The organism is Microcoleus sp. B4-C1, from assembly GCF_036705285.1.
In the GTDB taxonomy this organism is placed as follows: domain Bacteria; phylum Cyanobacteriota; class Cyanobacteriia; order Cyanobacteriales; family Microcoleaceae; genus Microcoleus.
On the sequence record NZ_JAUBUC010000013.1, the window covers coordinates 1 to 19,921 of the forward strand.

Consider the following 19,921-nt stretch of genomic DNA (forward strand, 5'->3'; position numbering starts at 1 on the left):
GCCCGTCCTTTTTGGACGGGCGGGACGCCCATCCCACAAACTTGTGGAAGTTATTTAATTCTCATTCCTTAATTGCACTTGTCCCATGCGTATCGCCTCTGCCTTCTTCCTTCTTCTTTCTGCCTTCTTCCTTTTTCCCTCTTCCCTCTTTCTTCCATCCGTTACATAATCCGTTGCCGAACTTCCTTCAATTAATTCCCCAAATTTTGACAGTTTTGTCGATACTGCCACTGATAATAGTTTCACCATCGCTGCTAAAAGTAAGACAAGTAACAGAGTTTTGATGTCCGCTGAGAGTATGAATATGTTCGCCGGTACTGGCATTCCAAAATTTGATATTACCATCGGCACTAGCACTGACAACAGTGAGTCCGTCGGGACTAAAGGCGATCGCATTTATCGAGTTAAAATGCCCGGCCAAAGTGATTGGACTATCTGGATTCGATAGCTGCCGCAGTTGAATATTTCTGTCCCAGCCGCCAGTAGCCAAAGTCTGCCCGTCTGGGCTGAAAGCCAGACAATTCGCGTAACCTTTAATTGTTTGAAAGCATTCTCTGCTGCGGAGGTTCCACAGCTTAATTGTACCGTCAGAACTGCTGCTAGCGAGAGTTTGTGCGATCGGGCTAAAAGCAAGACTAACAATTCCTGCTTTATGAGCTCCCCAAGTTAAAAGACTGCCAAAAGTACAGATTAACTTTCCCGTCTCTAAATTCCAAACTTTGATAGTAGTATCTGCCGAACCGCTGGCGATAACTTGACTGTCGGGACTGATAACAATTGCGCTAATTTCCCCTTCATGTCCGAGGGAAGTATGCCGCAATTCTCCTCCTTGCCAAATTTCGATCGCACGATGTTTCGGAGTATTTCTGCTCCTTACAAAAACTTCGCTTTCTTGGCAAAGGATAAAAGTTTCTTGAGCGCGGGGATACTTGTCAACAGTATAGAGTATTTCTCCTGTATCTACATCGCAAATTCTAATTATTTTGCCGTGCAAAGTAGCCGTGCAAGATCCTCCGGGACTAATCGCAACATTTGTCCCAGTTTTCACAGTGCGGATGCAGTCAAAAAGCTTGTAAGGCACGAATTCTTTTAAAGCTTGGCGGACTAGAGGTTCTGTCCTCGATCGCAAAATTAAATAAGCAACTCGCTGCACTTCTGGTGCGGGGTCAAGCAGCGCCTCAATTGCTAAATTTAAACCAGCGCCTCCGTATTTAGGAGCATCTTTAACAGCGGCAATCCGAGCCTCGATACTAGGACTGTTGAAGCGCTGCTTGACTCCGGCGATGCCTCCCAAAACTGCGGCGGCGATCGGGATTTGACTTTGGCCGCCGAGGACGGCATCATATTCTCTGGGTTGGTTAGAATTGTCGGACATCATAGGATTTTAGATTTTAGATTTTGGATTTTAGATTTGAAGAATTGGAGGATTGAAGAAAGCGAACTCACGGATCAATCGGGGCAATTGTTGTCGGATATATCGTATTGTTTAGGTTGCTTACAATTATCGGCTATCATACGATTTTAGATTTTAGATTGAAGAATTGGAGGATTGAAGAAAAGGAACTCAGGGCTCAATCGGGGGAATTGTTATCGGATACTATGATTTGAATTTCTGCACAGATAAATCCGGTGGCTTGTAACCGGGCTGCTTTCGCTGACGCTCAAGCCTGGTTTAATATCGCAACTTATAACTTATTGACTGTTGCAGTTTATAGTATTATAATCAAATTAGCGTTTCACACAAAAATCCGAAAGTGATATGTCACACTTCACAACTATCAAGGTTCAGATCAAGAACGGCGAACTGCTGCATCAAGTGTTGGAAGAGTTGGGTTATCAAGTAGAGTGCAATGTGCAGGTGCGGGGTTATATGGGCGACGAAACTAATGCCGAGTACGTGATTCGGCAATCCAATGGTTACGATTTGGGTTTTCGCCGCAGCGGAGAGGATTACGAATTGGTGGCGGATTTTTGGGGCGCTCGAATTAATCAGCAGGAATTTGTCAATTCAATCAGTCAAAAATACGCGCGAAAAAGTTTGATGGCGGCGGTGCAGTCAGAGGGTTTTCATGTTGAAGAAGAGGAAACTTTGGCAGATGGAACGCTGAGAGTTGTAGTCGGTAGATGGGTTTAAGACTCGCGCTTGATTAGCTCGTTTTTACCTACCAAGAGGAATCACCATGTGGCGATCGGCGATCGTACTAATTATCCTGGCGCTTGTAGTTGGCATTGTTGCCGCGATCGCCCTTGGAACATACCGCTGGCATCTCGGTACCAAGGAACTGCGAGCGAATCTGGAAGCTGCGCGATCACCGATTAAACTTCTGACATTTGATGCGCGGGAAATCGCCGATTTACCCCAGCCCGTGCAGCGCTACTTTCGCGCGGTTCTCAAGGATGGACAACCGCTAATTGCAGCAGCGCGGGTTTCCCACGAAGGCACATTTAACATGAGCGAAACCGCAGAAAAATGGAGCGCCTTTACCTCAACTCAACTGGTAATTACTCAGCGCCCTGGCTTTGACTGGGAGGGGCGAATTGCCATGATGCCCGGTATCAATGCGTTTGTTCATGATGCCTACATTTCTGGCGAAGGCATCCTCCATGCGGCGCTGCTTGGCCTGGTGACTCTGGCGGATATCCGCGGCACTCCAGAAGCGGCACAAGGGGAACTGATGCGCTTTTTCGCGGAGGCTGCTTGGTATCCGACGAGACTGCTGCCGAGTCAGGGTGTTCGCTGGGAGGCTCTTGACAATTCTTCGGCCAGAGCAACGCTACAGGATGGCGACACCGCTGTTTCCCTGGATTTCCGCTTTGATGAAGCAGGGCTAATCGCCAGTATCCGCGCGGAGGCCCGCGCCCGTACAGTTAACGGGGGACTGGTGTTTGCGCCCTGGCAGGGCCGTTTCTGGGACTACGAATTGCGAGACGGTATGCGGATTCCGCTCTCCGGCGAGGTGGCGTGGCAACTGTCTGATGGCTCGCTATTGCCCTACTGGCGAGGCCGCATCACGAATATTGCTTATGAGTTTGCACGATGATTCTAGTTTGTGTTGTGAAGTTGCTTTGCGATTGTTAGATGAGTACGATCGCGCGGATGGCGAATGGATAGATTCTGTACGAGTGAAGATAGATGCTGCTGTTGCCATGTCCGAACATACTCCACCGATAGATGGCGAAACTTTTATTGCAGGGATTTGCGATCGTTTCCGGCAAGTACGCAAGAGTAAACAAGGCTATACTAATTGAAATGCTTGTATGATAGTTGTATTCAATTGCTGCATTTGCTGACTTCCTAACTCGCCCAATCGTCTCAGTATTAATCTCTGTTCAAGGCTGACAATCCGAGTCACTCTAACTTTAGAAGATACTCTTAATCCCGTGCTATAAAATTCTGGATCTGAAGCATTTAAAGCAAATTCATCTAAACTTAGGCTAGTGACATTTTGCGAAGAAATGAAGCAGATCGTAATTTCATCTATGGTTGAACTTGCCCACAGCACTAAAGCCGGACGTAACTTTTTCTGACTCAAATCTGTAAATGGAAATTCAGCTAAAACAATATCTCCTTTTTTTAGCTTCACTAAATTGGCTCTCCATCTTCAAGGGTGTAAATATCAGGTTCGTCGTGCAGGAATTGAAATGCTCCTCCGCTTTGGGCTAACTGGGCTATTTCCGCAGTAGAAGGATAGGGGATGTTACTAAATAGTTTTGCTTTGATTAGCAATTGCTCTTCTTCTGAGAGTGTCTGGATGATTTGTACTAAGGATTCAATGAGTTTTGTGTTCATAGCTGAAAAAATCTGGGGATATTTTATCTTGCTTCAACAAGGCAACCTTCGATCGCTTCATAGAGGTTTTGCAGAAATTCCTCAACAGTTTCTCCCTCAGTTGCACAGCCAGGAATAGCAGGAACTTCTGCCCAGTATCCGCCTTCTTCTGCTTCGTGAATAATAATTTTGATTTTCAATTGATTCTCCTAATTTATTCTCAAAACTTACCTTTTCATTACTGTAGCAGACTTTACTCCTCCAAGTCCACCTGTTTAACCTGCTCTAAAGGTATATCTAGCGCTTCTGCAATTTGTTCGTCGCTCAAGCCAAACTGCCGTAATTTATCAATTGTTTCAATCTTAGTTTGATTTTTGCTTTTCTGCTGCGAGTCGGGATTTTTAGGCTGACTTTTATCGCTGGTAGGAGTGGAAGGATTAGGACAATTGTTAATGTAACTAATACCAATAATTTTTTGATTATTTTTATTACCCAGAGTTGTTATAGTCTGATTTATATGCCGTTCTAGCACGGATTCAAGATTACTTTTCCTAACTGGTTCGCCAAACACTTCAGATAACATTTGTAAAAGTTCGTGACTAGCCTTTTTAACGTGCTGGGAGCTATAATCATAACTTTCTGCAACATCAGCATATCTTTGACGCTTCAGTATTCCCGAAATAATTTTTCGCTGCAAGTTATTTAGACGTTTACCTGTGTTGGTATAGACAGCTTCATCGACAAATTGCAATATCTGAGGACTGTCCATAGGTGGGATGGTGAGATAGGTATGGTTACTATAACAAACTTTTTCCCACTTTTTCCAACTTTTTTGGGCTTCGCATCGGATGTTTAGGAAGTTCCCACTTTTTCCAACTTTTTTTCCTTTACAGTTTTTGTGCGATCGGTCTAGCATGGATGAGTCTGCCATCAGCATCCTACTAGAGTTTTTGCAAATCACCTTAAACCATTTTCTAGCTAAGCCTTCACGCTGCTTGTTACTTCGTCAGCAACCATGATTTTACTGTACCACAAATTAACTCTCGAAAAGTTCGGAAATGCAGTTGGCGGCGATGTATGGATATTTAAGGCCTGATAAAAATTCGTTAGAAGGAAGCAACTCTGTGAAATCTAAGTGGACTGTTTATATCGGTATTTTGCTCTCTGTCTTGGCTATTATAGTAGCTGTCACCACTCCCGAAGTTCGTTATGGTTTGGGACTTGAGACTAATCCATCTCCTAAAAATGCTGAAATCAAAGAGGTTCCTGCTCCTAAAGATGCTGAAATCAAAGAGGTTCCTGTCATCGTTAGAACTGAATCTTCAGCACCTCTTGCAGGTGTTAACGTTGAATTCACATCTCAGAGAGGAATAGCCGCGACAGCAGTTACTGAGTCAAATGGCTACGTCATGGTGAAAATACCTAGCACAAGAGATTTACAAATCACGCTGAGGAAAGAGGGATTTGAAACAATTAGTGAGATAGTAGATCTAAAAGGAGGTTCAGTCGTAACAAAGACATATATATTAAAAAAAAAAACAAGCTGATTTAGGAAATTGCAAAGCAGAGAGTTGCACAGGACGTGCTCCAAAAAATCTTTGCGATCAAGATATGAGTATTTACACTACCGAACTCGTTAGTTTTCCAGAGTTAGGGGAAAAGTTCAAGAATCTGAATCTTGAGATAAAATACTCCGCTAAATGTCATGCTCGTTGGGTCAAACTGCCAACCGTGCCTGGTGCAACTATTTACTTTGAGGGCAAAGATAAAAAACGATTCCAGCCTCTGCGTATGCAAGATGATTATCCAGAACCTCAAGTTACGGGTATGTTGTCTGCAGACATAACAGATATTCGAGCTTGCGTAAGTCGTCCAGGAAAAGAGCCTCTATGCACAGGTTTGGTCAAATAAAGATGGTCGATCGCCCTTAGTTTTTTTAAAGAGCGATCGACTGCTTCTATGTTTGTGAAGCCTATCTAATTAAACCCTTTGCTAGCTTAGATTTTACGCTACTTGTTGCCCCGTCAGCAGCCATAACTTTCCTGTATAACAAATTAATTATCGGAATGTTCGGAAATGCAGTTTGCACCGATGTATGGATATTTAAGGCACGATCAAAAATTAGTTATAAGGAAATAACTCTATGAACTCTAGGTGGACTGTTTATATTGGTATTTTGCTCTCAACTTTAGCTATTATAGTAGCTGTCACCACTCCCAAAGTTCGTCAAATTTTCGGATTTGAAACTAATCAGTCTTCTAAAGATGCTGAAATCAAAGAGGTTCCTGTCATCGTTAGAACTGAATCTTCAGCACCTCTTGCAGGTGTTAACGTTGAATTCACATCTCAGAGAGGAATAGCCGCGACAGCAGTTACTGAGTCAAATGGCTACGTCATGGTGAAAATACCTAGCACAAGAGATTTACAAATCACGCTGAGGAAAGAGGGATTTGAAACAATTAGTGAGATAGTAGATTTAAAAGGAGGTTCAGTCGTAGCAAAGGCATATATATTAAAGAGTACCTCAAAGAGTACCTCATTCTCAACACCGCCAATATCTGCTGATAAACCAACTCCAGTCCCTGTTGGTGCTACTCCTACGGGACTTTCACCCACTCAAATCTCTGCAAAGGAGCCGAAGCCACCAAAAGTCGAGTGTAAAAATTTTGGTGGGACCTTAGCCAATGAGGGTGAATACACAGATATAATTCCTGTTGCAAATAAAGCTGCAAAACCAGTATCAAGATTCTATATTACTAGAAACAGTCCTCGGTCGATTGTGTGTGAAATTCAGAAAAATTTTGGTGAGCTTCCTTTAGCATATGCCTTACCTGAAAATTCGGAATTGGATAGCATAGTAGCTAAAATATACGTTGACGGAAAGTTACGAAAGAATATTGATTTAAATCGTGGTGAAGCATTGAGAGAAAACATAGACATCACAAATGCTTCCACATACAAAGTGGAATTTACTGTGACAGATAAGTCCGACAAAAGTGACTATATTTATGTTCTTCAAAAGTAGCATACTTATCTAACCAGAAGCTAAAAGTAAACAGTTTGTAACTACAAAGGCGATCGCCCTAACCAGAAAACCCAAGTGCGATCGCCCGCAACTACCAAATCGTTTCAACATTAGGAATATCATACCGCCGCGCGATCGCAACTAAAATGCGATCGATCGCGCCTATCTTTCTCAAGCTCCCCTGGAAGTTGCAATTACTACGTTAACCTGCTACCGTTAACATAGACGCATCGTAGGAAAACAACCGATGACACTAACAGAATTACTCCCTACCATTAGACAACTGTCTGCGATCGAGAAACGAGAGTTAATCCGCATTCTAATGGAGGAAGAGGATATCAGTGATGAACAGGTGTGGAAGGATCAATTTGAAGCTACAACAGACGCTCAGTGGGATAGTCTAGCTGAGATAGTACGCCAGGAAATCGCTGCTGGCGAGATTACACCTTTGGCTGACATTTTTCCATCAGAGTCATGAAATCAAGTGTTACTAACGCATTTCGCAAGAAACTTGACCAGCTTCCTGCATCTGTTCAAGAGCAAGCTGCCAAAGCATACGCGCTTTGGAGTTCAGATCCTTACCACAACAGTCTTCAATTTAAACGAGTCAGTCAGCGTCAACTTATTTATTCAGTTCGCATAGGACTAAATTACCGAGCTCTTGGCTTACTAGAAAACGATCGCATCTATTGGTTTTGGATTGGCGCACATACAGAGTATGACGAGTTGCTTCAACGGTTGTAGGTTCGCAATCGACATCCAACAATTAATACGCTCTTCGTCTGCAAATATCCTACGCATCAAGACTGTTTATCCTGCCCAATCGCCTCTCGCTCCGCTTCTAAACCCGACAATAAATCAGTCAAACCTACATTTTCATTTTCCATAATCGTTGCCATCCGATCGATTAGTTGGGGAGCTTGAGGTTGTTTGGGAGCAAGTACAATTAGATTACCTATTTGGAGTAGCACCAGCATATCTCCCTGATTAACATTGAGAGAATCTTGTAATAACTGGGGAATGGTAATTTCCCCTCCCTGTCCTAGAAGAATCGGGAATTGTTTAATTTATACATCCGTTTCTTGTGAAGTTATTGTCACGACTTTAACCTCAGCCTTTAGTGTTAAGTTTCTAAGATTCCTGATTATAGCAAGTTTTAGGCGGTGTAGGTTTTTAGCGATCGCCCTTACCAGACAAAAGTGCGATCGCCCGCAACTACCAAATCGTTTCAACGTAAGGAATATCATACCGCCGCGCGATCGCATCTTAGTTTCGATCGCGCGGCAATTGCTCGATCGCCTGGATGATGCAACTATCAGTCCAACAACCGGACTCACTATTGAGGATGTGCGGAATTTGCGATCTGCTCGAAATTAGAGCCAAGTTATCCACCTGCTTTCAGCCACCCAAAAACCTGCTCCACAGTCAAATCTAATGTTAAAAAACTTGGCACGGGCAACCGATCTTGTCCCGTTAACTCAACTGGTTCTCGTCCGGGAATAAATGCTAAAATAAACCGTTCCTCTGGATCGATTAACCATCCGAGCTGAGTCCCGTATTTCAAACAGTGTAAAATATTACTAATCACCTTAGTTGCTTTCTGGTCTGGGGATAAAATTTCTACTGTCCAGTCGGGATGAATTTCAAAGGAATTCGGAACTTCGCCATCCGCTTCAAAAGTGATTCTATCCCAAGCAAATACTGTAGCATCAGGTACAATAGAACGCCCGCCAAAAGTACAGCGCAATTCGGGAAAAGCAAGAGCAATTCGTTCTGTTTCCCCAACTAGATTAACAGCGTTGCAAAACTTGAGTTGCAAACGAGAATGTTTGCCTTGAGGCATAATCTTTTGGTGAATGCGTCCGTTAATAAATTCACTCGCAGGTTGAGTTTCCGGTAGTTTGAGGAAAGCTTCGAGAGTGAGAGAAATGGGAAGTGCTGCTGTCATCGCTTTGAATTCGGTGTCATTGCCACTCTGCCATAATTTTATCATTAACTCTATTCTGTGTTTGTAGACCGATCGACCTCACCCTCACCCTCATCCTCCAAAATCTCACCCAAATAGCGCTGCACAAACTCCCGCGCTGCATCTATATCGAGCAACTTTAACGCCACAACCATCTTCACAAGCGTGTTGACCGTTGGATCTATCAACTCATTAAACCAACGATAGACAACAGAACTTCGCACACCCATTGCGATGCCAATTTGTTTTGGCTAATGCCATAGGTGTTCAGCACATCTCTCAAAACTCGACCAGCTTTTCCCATGCACCCCATGATGCCATACCAAGTCCGGCTTAAATACTCCCTTTATTTCTTAGTCTGCGGAGGCAGACTTCGTTTGACAAGAAGCGGTTTCAACCGCCTCCTTCATAAACCAAGTAACTTTCCCAAAAACCCCTACCTCAAAAACAACTTATAAGCCGGATTTTGACTCTCATCCCCATACTGATAGCCCAGCGTATCCAAAAAAGCCTGCCATTCCTGCATCTCATCGGGCGGCACCTGAATTCCCACCACAATTCGCCCGTAATCTGCGCCGTTATTTCGATAGTGAAAAACGCTGATATTCCAGTTAGGGCTCATCGAACCGACAAACTTCATCAACGCACCGGGACGTTCGGGAAATTCAAAGCGATAAAACAATTCATGATTCGCTAGCATCGAACGCCCGCCCACCATATGCCGGACGTGCAATTTCGTTAATTCATCATCAGTTAAATCCAAAGTCTTGAAGCCACAATCTTCAAAACTTGCGGCTATCTTCACCGCATCGGCACGGTTTTGAATTTGTACACCGATAAAAATATGTGCTTCTTTTTCATCCGCAATTCGATAGCTAAATTCAGTTAAATTGCGCTTTCCAAGACACTCGCAAAACCTGCGGAGACTGCCAGCTTGTTCGGGAATTGTGACTGCAAAAATGGCTTCGCGGCGTTCACCAAACTCTGCTCTTTCTGCTACAAAACGCAGCCGATCGAAATTCATGTTTGCACCGCAAGCAACAGCAATTAATGTTTCTCCTGCGATTTGTTCCCGTTCGACGTAAGCTTTCGCACCTGCGATCGCCAAAGCGCCAGCAGGTTCTAAGATCGATCGCGTATCTTCAAAAACATCCTTAATCGCCGCGCAAACATCATCCGTATGCACCAAAATAATCTCATCCACATACTCCTGACACAACCGAAAAGTTTCCTCCCCCACTTCCCGCACAGCAACGCCGTCAGCAAATAAACCCACCTGCGACAAACGCACCCGTTTACCCGCTTTCAGCGATTGATTCATTGCATCGGAATCCACTGGTTCGACGCCAATAATCTTAATTTCCGGCCGCAACCGCTTGACATAGGCCCCAATTCCCGAAATCAATCCACCGCCGCCAATTGCCACAAAAATCGCGTGAATTGGTTTTTGATGTTGCCGCAGAATTTCCATGCCGATCGTACCCTGTCCAGCAATCACGTAAGGGTCATCAAAAGGGTGAATAAAAGTCATACCTTTTTCCGCCTCTAATTGGCGCGCAAAGGCGTAGGCATCATCGTAAGCATCCCCATGCAAGACTACCTCTCCACCACGGGCTATCACCGCATTTACCTTCACCTGCGGCGTCGTTACGGGCATGACTATAATCGCGCGAGTGCCCAGGTGGCGGGCGGCGAGGGCGACTCCTTGGGCGTGGTTGCCGGCGGAAGCTGCAATCACACCTTGTGCTAGCAAATCCGGCGACAGTTGCGCCATTTTGTTGTACGCACCCCGCAGTTTGAAGGAAAACACCGACTGCATATCCTCTCGCTTCAGCAAAAGTTTATTGTTGAGCCGTGCTGATAGATTCGGGGCGCATTCTAGGGCTGTTTCTTGAGCAACATCGTAGACGCGGGCGGTGAGGATTTGTACTAGGTAATCGCAAAGCATGGGGTTAGCAGGTTGGTTGATGCCGGATGGTGGGATAATTGTACGGCACTTGTGTTAGTATTTTGCGGGGAATTGGCGATCGAATAGCTGCAAGCTTCACTAACGGGCGATCGCAAGTTTTCAATAATAACTTTTCGCTTTGGGAACATAAGGAGCCTGAAGACTATGAATAATATTTCGTTTTTGCCGTTTACCCCGGTTATAAAATCCAGTTTGTGAGCGTATTAGTCCGTAATCCTTGATTTAGCTAAACAGACGGGAATCCCCACACGCTTGTCGCTTCGATTAGTGTGGGATGAAAGGCGCGGTAGGCGGGTGGATGACTCGTTAAACAAACTCTTTGTTTAACGAGTCTATTTTGTACTTCAATATACTTTACTCATGCACTTGACAGTAAATAAAGTATTCGGGTACAGTAACACTAATTGATATGTACCGACCACGCCCAAGGAATGAGAAGCTCTTACCAATATCGATTACGTCCAACAAAGTTACAAGCCATTGAAATCGACAGATGGCTGTCAATGTTATGCGCTCAATACAATTACTTGTTGGCTGATAGATTCAATTGGTACGAGCAAAACCGTTCTGCCATCAATGCGTGTCGGCTAGTTTGCCATTTACCCGAACTGCGGGATAATCCAGAATATTACAGTCAGAAAAAAACGTTACCTCAACTCAAGAAAACTCATCCTTGGTATGCCGAGATTTACTCTCAAGTTCTTCAAGATGTAGTTAAGCGAGTTAAGGTATCTTTTGATCGTTTCCTAAAAGGTGATAGCAACGGAAAGCGTAGTGGCAGACCTCGATTTAAACCACGCAGTCGTTATCGCACGTTCACTTATCCTCAAGTTAAAGACGGTTGTTTACAAAATAACTTAATTAACTTGCCGATGCTTGGAAAAGTTAAGGTTGTTTTACACCGTTCCATACCTAATGGATTCAAAATCAAAACCGTCTCTATCACTAAAAAGGCTGATGGGTACTATCTTACGCTCTCCCTAGAAGATTCAACAGTTCCTACGATTAAACCAGATTTTAATCCTCAAAAGATTACTGGAATTGATGTTGGGCTAAAGAATTTCTTGACAACCTCTGAGGGCGAAACAGTTGCAATTCCTCAACATTACCGCAAAGCCGGGAAACGTCTGCGAACTATTCAGAAGCGAGTATCGCGTCGTAAAAAAGGTAGCAACCGGAGACAGAAAGCAGTTAAGCAACTGGGAAAATGTCACAAGAAAGTAGCAGAGAAGCGTAAAGACTTTCATTTTAAGACGGCTAACGAGCTGTTGAAAAAATATGATGTTGTTGCGGTTGAAAATTTGAATATTAAAGGACTGGCTCGTACAAAATTAGCTAAATCTGTGTTGGATGCTGGGTGGTCAAGCTTTCTGTCGATTCTAACAAATAAAGCCGTAAATGCTGGTTTGTTGGTAATCCCAGTAAGTGCCTACAATACTTCACAAGATTGCTCTAGTTGTGGCGAAAAAGTACCAAAAAAGCTGCATATTCGTTGGCATGACTGCCCTCACTGTGGGTGTAGTCTAGACCGCGATCATAATGCAGCAATAGGAATCAAAAATAGGGCGGTGGGTCATCCCGTGCTTAAAGCTCAGTCAATGTCCGAAGCAATAGCTGGAGTCACTGAGAAGCCTACACCATACTGTACTAAGTTGGTGTAGGAGTATGTCACTATGTAAATTCATGAACGTACAAATTACAGATTTGCGTGCTGACGACGAGCCAAAAATTCAACAGGTAGCTAGATTAATAGTTGAAGGTTTTAAAGAGCATTGGCCCGATGCTTGGCCCGATCTAAAATCTGCTTTGCAAGAAGTGCAAGAATCTTTAGCAGCCGATCGCATCAGTCGAATTGCTGTCGGGGACAGCAATCAAGTTTTGGGATGGATTGGCGGGATTAAACAGTATGACGGTAATGTTTGGGAACTGCACCCGCTGGTAGTGGGAACAGAATTTCGCGGACAAGGAATTGGTCGATCGCTCGTAGCTGATTTAGCAACAGAAGCTAAAAACCGGGGAGGGCTAGTGCTGTGGGTGGGTACCGACGACGAAGACAATCAAACCACTCTTTCAGGCATCAATCTTTATCCTAACGTTTGGGAACACATCGCCAAAATTAGAAATTTGCGCGGTCATCCCTACGAATTTTATCAAAAAATGGGTTTTGCGATCGTGGGAGTGATGCCCGACGCGAACGGAATTGGCAAGCCCGATATTTTCATGGCAAAGCGGCTGTAAAGTTTAAGCTGTTGAGCATTTAAATAGAATGTCAACAAACAATTCGGTGTCTTGTGGGGTGGGCGTCTCGCCCGCCCTGAATATGAAATTTAAATGCGTGACAGCTTAATGTTGGTTCTAAATTTACTGACTGGTGGCTTGCCAATTCAACACTTAGCAAAATTAGTTGTTGAAAGTTTCCCAGAAAATCGGTCTAGTCTGGACGTGCGAACCCCGTTCGAGGGTCGCTAATAAACAAACCCAGAACTAACGAATCCATCACCGTATCCCAGACAGGAGTCAAACGTTCAGCATCGTCAACCCAGTAATCAAAAGTAATCAAACACTGAACATTAGAACCCAATCCAATACAGATTCGCGAAAAAGCTTCCCGCTGTTCTGGAGGATCGATAAACTTAAATTCAGTCCAAACAATGCGGGCAGTTTGCCGCTTCAATTGGATAATGTCCCCAGGAGCGATCGGATTTCGGGTATCATCTTCAACCACCTTCTGTAATAGCGGCACCAGCGGAAAATCTGCCCAGTTATTAGGTGGTAGCAAATTAAACGAAACCTCCAAACAACAATCATCATCCGGCGGCTTTTTATCCGTAAATCGGAACGACTTAGTATCCGGTTCAAAATGCCAATCTTCCGGCACATCAAAGCGGACTGCACCTCTTCCTGCTACAAAAATTCGAGTTCCAGGCTTTGACTTCCAATTGTGGTTTTCTTTGAGTTCTAAAGTTTCCTTGAGCCATTCTTGCTTTTTGCGCTTAGACATAAACAGAACACCAAATTGCTGCTAATGTGTAGTTTTAGACCTTGCAAACACATTTTAACTCTATTTTGCTCGCGGTTTGCTCAAATATAACAATCCTTACAAAAATTATGAATTCCTCTCTTCTCTATACCTCTGTGTTCTCTGCGCCTCTGCGGTAAAAAATAATTTCTTTGACAATTGGCTAACTTTTATTTTTCACTCTTGGGAATCACATACCTAATTCCCCCTTTATTCCCAGCCGCATCGCCCTTGTAACGGGGGATAACATGAATAGCCGCGTGACTGCGACTTTGACCAGCCTGTTTATTAATATTGATTCCCACATTAAAACCGTCAGGCTGAAACTCTTTACTTAACATCTCTTGTACCTTATTAGCCATAAACCAGCAAGCCGATTGCTCTCGAAACGGCAGTTCAAAATAATTAGCAACGTGACGTTTGGGGATGATTAAAACATGACCTTTGCTGGCGGGATAACCGTCAAACATCGCAAAAGCTGTTGCTGATTCAGTTAGCAAAATTAGGTTTTTATACGGATTGCAGAATATGCAGTTATTAGTGGAATTTCTTTGATGGTTGTAATGCACGTATTTGTAAATTTCGCAAGACTCATCTAGGTGAACTGGCTTAAATGGAAGTTTGACAATGCACTGATATGTAGGTTTTTTGTGGACATAATGTTCTCGAAATCCTTCTTTTTTGATATCCCTTCTCACCGCAAAATACGCATTCCCTCCCGGTTTCAACAGGTGCGACACTTCCATCAGGACATTAGCTTGTTCTTCAGGAAACAAAACATTCAAAACATAAAAACAAATGATTGTGTCGAATTTATCTTCGGGGAATTCCGGGAAATAATAAGGGTCATAACCCGTAATATCGAAGCCTTTTTGCTGCAACAATCTAACATCGCTGCCCAAGCCGCACCCAAAATCTAAAACTTTGCCTTGCAGCAAGTTTTTATCTAATAAAAATCTTGCCGGAAATGACAAAAAAATTCTTTCGATGGCCGTCAGGTGGCTGAATTTATTTTGTTGCTTTTTCATGGCCGCATAAATTTGATTTAAATAAATATTCTTCCCTCCGCGCACCATTCGGACGAGAGTTTGTGTAGTACCGATTTCAAGATCCGAATGTTATCTAAAAATTTTATCATTATTGCAGTTTGGCGATCGCCCCTTTTTCCACCAACACCTTACCAGTCACCAAATCCCGCACCGTCGCCAACAAAACTCGCTTCTCATCCACCTCAAAACTCACCGAAACCCTGTCAATTCCCAATACCCCAGGCGGGTTCAAATGCGCTACACAAACCTGCTGGTGGTGGCTTTCCAAAGAGCGAAAATCCGTCTGTTTGTTGAGCCAACTGCTCGTCATTTGCCCTTTTTCGTTAAAAATAACCTCCGCTTGCGATACCTCTGCCACTTCCCCAATATCTAACCTAATTTCCCTTTGCCCTTCAATTGCCACTTGCAGCGTCAACTCTTCGGAACTTTGACAGGGATACTTCATTTCCTTGCTAAATATCGGCGAATAAGCATAAGCTTTAGCATAAGGTTCCCAGAGGCGAATTGCATAGCTGTGGCGCAAATAATCGTCAACACTCGCTAATTGTGTCAACGCTAAAGCACCGTGCGCCACCGCTTCAAACGGCTTGTCTTTTTGGACTTTTTGCCGCCCAAAATACGAAACCACTAAATTAGATACAGCCGGGATTAAAGAAGTTCCTCCTACCAGCAAAACCTGTTCGATATCTGCTTTGCCGATACCTTTTCCCTGTGCAATACTCAGCACTTCATCTAAACTTTCCCGCAACTGTTCTAACAACTGCCTAGATTCCAGAATTTCTTCAAGCTTGTCTCGGTTTAGCTGCAAGTCGTAAGACATAAAATTTTCATCGTCAAACCAGCTTTCCTTCGCCTCATTAACTTGAGAAAGTTGAATTTTTAATTTTTCCGCTATTTCTAATAAGTTTTGCCAGCCAATTGGGCCGACTTCTGCGCGCGACGAACCAATTTGCCGCAAATAATCTTCGACAATCCAGATGTCAATATCTTCGCCGCCTACATAAGCATCGGATTTTGCCAATACTTCGGCACGTACCCCCCCCAGCCCCCCCTTGGTAAGGGGGGGAGCAAGATTTGTCCCCGCGTTGCTAAGGGGGGAATCGAGATTTCTCCCCCCCTTGGTAAGGGGGGAAGCGAGATTTCTCCCCCCCTTGGTAAGGGGGGGTAAGGGGGGGGTTAGAGCAGTGCGAACTAAACTTAAATCTAAAGTTCCCCCACCAAAATCAACTACTAAAACTAGAGAACCGGGGCGTTTTACTGCATATCCCAGGGCGGCCGCGGTGGATTCATCTATTACCTGAACTTCCGCAACTCCCAAACTTTCTCCTAAGTCGCGAAACCAATCTAGATATCGCTCAAATGCTCCGACTGGTACTGTAAAAATTACTTTGTCGGGCTGTATATTTTGTAAATATAATTGTTTCCAAATACTTGTGATAAACTGTTCTGCTACTAATTCTGGTGTGTAGGTTTCGCTGTCGATATTGCGGGGCGGTGGCTGAAAGTCGGCGGCTAAATTGCGTTTAAAAGCTTTAAAAAAACGGTCGGGCTGGGATTGCCCCAAACGCTGCGATCGCACTTTTTCTCCCAGCACCAACTCTTCGGCATTTTTCACAAAGACTAAAGTCGGCACTACAGAGATTTCTCGAACATCTCCGCTCAAACTATTAGTTTTGAAAATCCGGGAGATATCGCCCAATCTCAAAGTTTCTGGTGTTTGCGTATCCGGGTTGAGAATGCAGACAACTGTGTTGCTGGTGCCGAAGTCAATGGCAACTGTAGTCATGGTGATTTTAGATTTTAGATTTTAGATTTTAGATTTAATTTTTCATTGGCAAGTGTAGTCATAGTGATTTTAGATTTTAGATTTAATTTTTCATTCCCGCTGGCAGGGTGCGACTAACTTTAGCAGGAGTAAGAATTCGTTCTCCCTCCCGATAGCCGACAAACCGAATATAAACTAATTCTCCTTCGGTTATATCCTCAACATCCGGCTGGTGCAACTGCGGATTGTAAGCAGTTTGTTCCCAAGCAGAACCGATTGTTTGAAAATCCCAGCTTGATAACAGGTTTTCTAAGGGAGTAAACAAAGCTGAGAGATTTTTGGCTGGCATATCCGGCTTGGCTTCAGCCATTTTGCGGGCGGCGGGATAGTTGGTTAACAAAGTTTGCAACTGTTCAAAGGTAGCGCGGCGAAAATCGGCAGTTAGTTGAGTTTTTTGCTGCTGCAATTCCGATCGCAGCCGGAAACACTGCTGCCTCAATTCTTCTATTTCGCTGGGCTCAGTTGAGATTGTAGCGGATATTGGCAGTGCGAGCAAAGTGCGATCGAACTCTTGGAAATTCAAATTCAGCACTGTTGCCAGCCGCCTCAGTTGGTCTAGCGTCAGTTTTCCCACGTCTCCCTGCCGCACTAAGCGCACCGCAAAGCGACTTAAGCCTGCTTTTTCGCCTAAGTCTTGCCAATCGAGAATGTCTAGCTGATTCATGCGTTCCCGCAGAATTGTATCGTACTTAAACTCGATCGCATCTCCCGCCTCGGATGCAGCATAAAGGTAGATTAAAATTAGAAAAATGCCCCCAATAGCCAGCGCGAAGCTGAAGGCAGGCACTGTTGTTACATCAACTGTTGCACCGAGGAGCTCAAACATCTTTAACTCTTCTAAACTTGTTTTAAAGTCTGCGTTTGTTCAACGATCACATTTTCTTCGCCTTGGTAATATTCTGGCAGCAAGTCTTGAGATTCTACTTTGCCGAGGGCTTTTTCAATTCCGGCGGTGGTTTCGGTGCAACTAGAACCGGTGGCGTTGAGGACGGTTTCGGTAATTTTGCCGTCTTTGCCGATGCGGTATTCTATTTGGCGGTATTCTGCCATAATTCTTCCTCTTGGTTTAATGCTTGAGTGTTGACTGTTGAGTGTTGAGTTATATTATAGATTCTATTTACCAATTATTCTAATGAATTTTTGTAGCGACAATGCAACCGGGGTTTCGCCGGAGATTCTGGCTGCGATAGCAGCGGCTAATTCCGGTGCTGTGATGTCTTACGGAGATGATGAATATACACAGCGTTTGCAAGTTAAATTTTCGGATTTGTTCGAGACATCGGTGACTGTTTTTCCGGTTGCTACCGGTTCGGCTGCTAATGCTTTGGCCCTGGCGGTTGTTACTCCTCCTTACGGCGCTGTTTACTGTCACGCGGAATCTCATATTAATCTAGATGAATGCGGCGCGCCGGAGTTTTTTACAGGCGGTGCCAAGTTAGTTACAGTAACAGGAAATCATGGTAAAATAGAGCCAGAGACTTTAGGAAAAATACTCGATCGCGCTGGTGCAGGTATCGTCCATCACGTACAGCCTGCAGCCGTCAGCATCACTCAAGCAACGGAAGCCGGCACAGTCTACAATCCAGCAGAAATTTCGCACATTTCGGAAGTAGTTCGCGCTCACAATTTGCACCTGCACATGGATGGAGCTCGCTTTGCCAATGCTGTCGCCAGTCTTGGCTGTTCTCCTGCTGATGTCACTTGGCGCGCTGGTGTAGATATTCTATCGTTTGGAGCAACAAAAAACGGCGCGATGGCTGCGGAAGCTGTGGTATTTTTTAATCAAGAATTAGCAAAGACTTTCCCTTTTTACCGCAAGCGCAGCGGCCATCTTTTCTCGAAAATGCGGTTTTTATCGGCACAGTTGGAAGCGTATATAACGGATGATTTGTGGCTGAAAAATGCGGCTCATGCAAATAATATGGCAGCTAAGTTGGCGCAAGGGTTGGCAGGTGTTGAGGGAGCGAAGTTTTGCCATCGGGTTGAAGCAAACGAGATTTTTATTCAACTTCCCGAATCGATAATTACAGCGGTTTTAGCGGAGGGCTTTCTGTTTTATCGGTGGGATGAATGTACTGTTAGACTGGTAACGGCTTTTAATACTTTGGAAGCGGATGTTATTGCTTTGGTGGAAGCGGTTAAACGACATCAATGATTAAAATGTAGGGGCGGGTTTTACAAATAATACCGGCCAGCTATGAACAATCTAAGAAACCCGCACCCACCTAACAAATAATCCACATCAACCTTGATTTATATTAAATGCAAAAATAGGCGCGGCATTTCTCGTTGGGTGGGGGCGGGTTTGAGAGATTGTGTGTTATTTACAATTATTGTTTGTGAACCCGCCCCTACATTTTAAATGCGAAAAATAGGCGCAGGATTTTTCGTTTGATGGGGGCGGGTTCGAGAGATTGTTGGTTATTTACAATTATTGTTGGTGAAACCCGCGCCTACAATTTAATAGGTTCAGGAATAGGTTCTGCAACTGCGGCTAGTTCGGGTTCAACTTCTTCGAGGTGTGCTTCTAAAAGCGCCAGATTTCTCATGTTTGATTTATAAAAAGCATCGAAGATATCTCCGACTAAAGGTACTGAGCCAACAACGGCTTCTAGACCGATATTGTAAACCATTTTCCCTAGAGTTTTTTGGGGAATGTTGAATCGAGTTGCTAAATAAATTAGGTAGGCGGAAAACGCCGTATCTACGATATCCCCAGCACCCGGAACTAAACCGATAATGGGATCTAAACCAATGCGAAATTTAGTACCGGGGATGCCAATGGCGGTATCCATTAAGCGGCTGAGTTTGCGGATGCGGTTGAGGGTGGCGAGACGCTCTATTTTGTTCATATTATTATTGTTGAACTAGGCTTAAAATTTGAAATCTGTCGGAAGACGGAAAAAACCATCTAGAAACCGCTCATTTTCCATCTTCGCTAATATGCTGAATTCCCCATTCGTGCATGGCATTAATAATCGGTTTGAGACTTTCGCCCAAAGACGTTAGCGAATATTCAACTTTTGGCGGCACTTGCAGGTAAACTTCCCGATGCACGATCCCGTCTGATTCCATTTCCCGCAGTTGCTGCGTCAGCATCTTCTGAGTAATGCCGTTGACAGCTCGTTGCAGCTCGTTAAAGCGCTTCACTCCTGGAAACAACTCCCGCAGAATCAAGACTTTCCAGCGCCCGCCTATCACCTCTAGAGTGCGTTCTACAGGGCAATTTGCCCGATCGACCTTTACTTCTTGGACTTGCATAGTATCTTTTTGGTAAGTATCGCACTTTTAAGTGCGTA

Annotated in this window: 29 protein-coding genes; 12 read left to right on the plus strand and 17 right to left on the minus strand. The window is 44.1% G+C overall.

Annotated features, from left to right (window positions below):
- Positions 1-187: 187 nt before the first annotated feature.
- Complete coding sequence (locus QUB26_RS07425; protein WP_333317317.1) at positions 188-1,378, minus strand: WD40 repeat domain-containing protein; 1,191 nt, start codon at positions 1,376-1,378, stop codon at positions 188-190.
- Positions 1,379-1,759: 381 nt separating this feature from the next.
- Here QUB26_RS07425 and QUB26_RS07430 point away from each other — a divergent pair, with 381 nt between their 5' ends.
- Genes QUB26_RS07430 through QUB26_RS07440 form a run of 3 tightly spaced genes read left to right on the plus strand, consistent with a single transcriptional unit; the run spans position 1,760 to position 3,249 of the window.
- Entirely contained in the window at positions 1,760-2,134 is a 375-nt protein-coding gene (locus QUB26_RS07430) for a DUF1257 domain-containing protein (protein WP_333317319.1), read from the plus strand.
- A gap of 46 nt (positions 2,135-2,180) precedes the next feature.
- Complete coding sequence (locus tag QUB26_RS07435; RefSeq protein ID WP_333317321.1) at positions 2,181-3,041, plus strand: DUF6920 family protein; 861 nt, start codon at positions 2,181-2,183, stop codon at positions 3,039-3,041.
- Entirely contained in the window at positions 3,025-3,249 is a 225-nt protein-coding gene (locus QUB26_RS07440) for a hypothetical protein (protein WP_333317323.1), read from the plus strand. Before QUB26_RS07435 ends, QUB26_RS07440 begins: the two co-directional genes overlap by 17 nt.
- Here the strand turns inward: QUB26_RS07440 and QUB26_RS07445 are convergent.
- The 4 genes from QUB26_RS07445 to QUB26_RS07460 are packed head-to-tail and all read right to left on the minus strand — an operon-like array spanning position 3,237 to position 4,538.
- The gene (locus QUB26_RS07445; RefSeq protein ID WP_333317326.1) at positions 3,237-3,584 is read right to left on the minus strand and encodes a type II toxin-antitoxin system PemK/MazF family toxin; all 348 of its coding nucleotides are present in this window, start codon (positions 3,582-3,584) and stop codon (positions 3,237-3,239) included. The genes QUB26_RS07440 and QUB26_RS07445 overlap by 13 nt on opposite strands.
- Positions 3,584-3,790: a hypothetical protein gene (locus QUB26_RS07450; protein WP_333142592.1), complete on the minus strand. Its 207-nt coding sequence runs from the start codon at positions 3,788-3,790 to the stop codon at positions 3,584-3,586. The genes QUB26_RS07445 and QUB26_RS07450 overlap by 1 nt, the downstream gene beginning before the upstream one ends.
- Positions 3,791-3,813: 23 nt before the next feature.
- Entirely contained in the window at positions 3,814-3,969 is a 156-nt protein-coding gene (locus QUB26_RS07455) for a type II toxin-antitoxin system HicB family antitoxin (RefSeq protein ID WP_333317328.1), read from the minus strand.
- Positions 3,970-4,022: 53 nt separating this feature from the next.
- Complete coding sequence (locus QUB26_RS07460; RefSeq protein ID WP_333317330.1) at positions 4,023-4,538, minus strand: hypothetical protein; 516 nt, start codon at positions 4,536-4,538, stop codon at positions 4,023-4,025.
- A gap of 355 nt (positions 4,539-4,893) precedes the next feature.
- On the opposite strand from QUB26_RS07460, the gene QUB26_RS07465 reads away from it, so the two are divergent.
- The 5 genes from QUB26_RS07465 (at position 4,894) to QUB26_RS07485 (ending at position 7,538) form a co-directional block, all read left to right on the plus strand.
- Positions 4,894-5,316 (plus strand): hypothetical protein, encoded by a 423-nt coding sequence (locus QUB26_RS07465; protein WP_333317331.1) that lies wholly within the window; start codon positions 4,894-4,896, stop codon positions 5,314-5,316.
- A gap of 64 nt (positions 5,317-5,380) precedes the next feature.
- Entirely contained in the window at positions 5,381-5,680 is a 300-nt protein-coding gene (locus tag QUB26_RS07470; RefSeq protein ID WP_015177438.1) for a hypothetical protein, read from the plus strand.
- A 232-nt stretch (positions 5,681-5,912) separates the two neighbouring features.
- Positions 5,913-6,794: a hypothetical protein gene (locus QUB26_RS07475; RefSeq protein ID WP_015177437.1), complete on the plus strand. Its 882-nt coding sequence runs from the start codon at positions 5,913-5,915 to the stop codon at positions 6,792-6,794.
- Between the two features lie 247 nt (positions 6,795-7,041).
- The gene (locus tag QUB26_RS07480; protein WP_333317334.1) at positions 7,042-7,272 is read left to right on the plus strand and encodes a hypothetical protein; all 231 of its coding nucleotides are present in this window, start codon (positions 7,042-7,044) and stop codon (positions 7,270-7,272) included.
- A complete protein-coding gene (locus QUB26_RS07485; RefSeq protein WP_333317336.1) occupies positions 7,269-7,538 on the plus strand; it encodes a ParE family toxin-like protein in 270 nt (89 codons plus the stop codon). The genes QUB26_RS07480 and QUB26_RS07485 overlap by 4 nt, the downstream gene beginning before the upstream one ends.
- A gap of 56 nt (positions 7,539-7,594) precedes the next feature.
- Here the strand turns inward: QUB26_RS07485 and QUB26_RS07490 are convergent, their stop codons facing one another.
- Positions 7,595-7,765, minus strand: coding sequence for a hypothetical protein (locus tag QUB26_RS07490; protein WP_333317338.1), 171 nt, complete (start codon positions 7,763-7,765; stop codon positions 7,595-7,597).
- Between the two features lie 49 nt (positions 7,766-7,814).
- Here QUB26_RS07490 and QUB26_RS07495 point away from each other — a divergent pair, with 49 nt between their 5' ends.
- Entirely contained in the window at positions 7,815-8,171 is a 357-nt protein-coding gene (locus QUB26_RS07495; protein ID WP_333317340.1) for a hypothetical protein, read from the plus strand.
- A gap of 7 nt (positions 8,172-8,178) precedes the next feature.
- On the opposite strand, the gene QUB26_RS07500 is transcribed toward QUB26_RS07495, so the two are convergent.
- The 4 genes from QUB26_RS07500 to QUB26_RS07515 form a co-directional block, all read right to left on the minus strand.
- Complete coding sequence (locus QUB26_RS07500) at positions 8,179-8,787, minus strand: Uma2 family endonuclease (RefSeq protein ID WP_333216945.1); 609 nt, start codon at positions 8,785-8,787, stop codon at positions 8,179-8,181.
- Positions 8,788-8,792: 5 nt separating this feature from the next.
- Positions 8,793-8,990 carry a hypothetical protein gene (locus tag QUB26_RS07505; RefSeq protein ID WP_333317342.1) on the minus strand — a complete coding sequence of 66 codons (198 nt, stop codon included), beginning with the start codon at positions 8,988-8,990 and terminating at the stop codon, positions 8,793-8,795.
- 206 nt (positions 8,991-9,196) lie between these two features.
- The gene (gene ilvA / locus QUB26_RS07510) at positions 9,197-10,708 is read right to left on the minus strand and encodes a threonine ammonia-lyase, biosynthetic (protein WP_333317344.1); all 1,512 of its coding nucleotides are present in this window, start codon (positions 10,706-10,708) and stop codon (positions 9,197-9,199) included.
- The gene (locus tag QUB26_RS07515; protein WP_333243625.1) at positions 10,690-10,857 is read right to left on the minus strand and encodes a hypothetical protein; all 168 of its coding nucleotides are present in this window, start codon (positions 10,855-10,857) and stop codon (positions 10,690-10,692) included. Before QUB26_RS07515 ends, ilvA begins: the two co-directional genes overlap by 19 nt.
- A 303-nt stretch (positions 10,858-11,160) precedes the next feature.
- Between QUB26_RS07515 and QUB26_RS07520 the strand changes: the two genes are divergently transcribed.
- Together QUB26_RS07520 and QUB26_RS07525 are read left to right on the plus strand one after the other, a co-directional pair.
- Positions 11,161-12,390, plus strand: coding sequence for a transposase (locus tag QUB26_RS07520; RefSeq protein WP_333243622.1), 1,230 nt, complete (start codon positions 11,161-11,163; stop codon positions 12,388-12,390).
- Between the two features lie 22 nt (positions 12,391-12,412).
- Complete coding sequence (locus QUB26_RS07525) at positions 12,413-12,967, plus strand: GNAT family N-acetyltransferase (protein ID WP_333243619.1); 555 nt, start codon at positions 12,413-12,415, stop codon at positions 12,965-12,967.
- A 193-nt stretch (positions 12,968-13,160) separates the two neighbouring features.
- Here the strand turns inward: QUB26_RS07525 and QUB26_RS07530 are convergent, their stop codons facing one another.
- From QUB26_RS07530 to QUB26_RS07550, 5 genes are all read right to left on the minus strand, one after another.
- A complete protein-coding gene (locus QUB26_RS07530) occupies positions 13,161-13,730 on the minus strand; it encodes a hypothetical protein (protein WP_333243616.1) in 570 nt (189 codons plus the stop codon).
- A gap of 188 nt (positions 13,731-13,918) precedes the next feature.
- Entirely contained in the window at positions 13,919-14,776 is an 858-nt protein-coding gene (locus QUB26_RS07535) for a bifunctional class I SAM-dependent methyltransferase/HIT family protein (protein ID WP_333243613.1), read from the minus strand.
- Between the two features lie 109 nt (positions 14,777-14,885).
- Entirely contained in the window at positions 14,886-16,583 is a 1,698-nt protein-coding gene (locus tag QUB26_RS07540; RefSeq protein ID WP_333317347.1) for an Hsp70 family protein, read from the minus strand.
- 82 nt (positions 16,584-16,665) lie between these two features.
- Positions 16,666-17,448: an XRE family transcriptional regulator gene (locus tag QUB26_RS07545; protein ID WP_333317349.1), complete on the minus strand. Its 783-nt coding sequence runs from the start codon at positions 17,446-17,448 to the stop codon at positions 16,666-16,668.
- 11 nt (positions 17,449-17,459) lie between these two features.
- Complete coding sequence (locus QUB26_RS07550) at positions 17,460-17,672, minus strand: DUF2997 domain-containing protein (protein ID WP_333243604.1); 213 nt, start codon at positions 17,670-17,672, stop codon at positions 17,460-17,462.
- An 82-nt stretch (positions 17,673-17,754) separates the two neighbouring features.
- Here QUB26_RS07550 and QUB26_RS07555 point away from each other — a divergent pair, with 82 nt between their 5' ends.
- The gene (locus QUB26_RS07555) at positions 17,755-18,777 is read left to right on the plus strand and encodes a low specificity L-threonine aldolase (RefSeq protein ID WP_333243601.1); all 1,023 of its coding nucleotides are present in this window, start codon (positions 17,755-17,757) and stop codon (positions 18,775-18,777) included.
- Between the two features lie 298 nt (positions 18,778-19,075).
- Here the strand turns inward: QUB26_RS07555 and QUB26_RS07560 are convergent, their stop codons facing one another.
- Together QUB26_RS07560 and QUB26_RS07565 are read right to left on the minus strand one after the other, a co-directional pair.
- Entirely contained in the window at positions 19,076-19,474 is a 399-nt protein-coding gene (locus QUB26_RS07560) for a DUF4112 domain-containing protein (protein ID WP_333243598.1), read from the minus strand.
- A gap of 70 nt (positions 19,475-19,544) precedes the next feature.
- The gene (locus tag QUB26_RS07565; RefSeq protein ID WP_333243595.1) at positions 19,545-19,883 is read right to left on the minus strand and encodes a helix-turn-helix domain-containing protein; all 339 of its coding nucleotides are present in this window, start codon (positions 19,881-19,883) and stop codon (positions 19,545-19,547) included.
- Positions 19,884-19,921 lie beyond the last annotated feature (38 nt).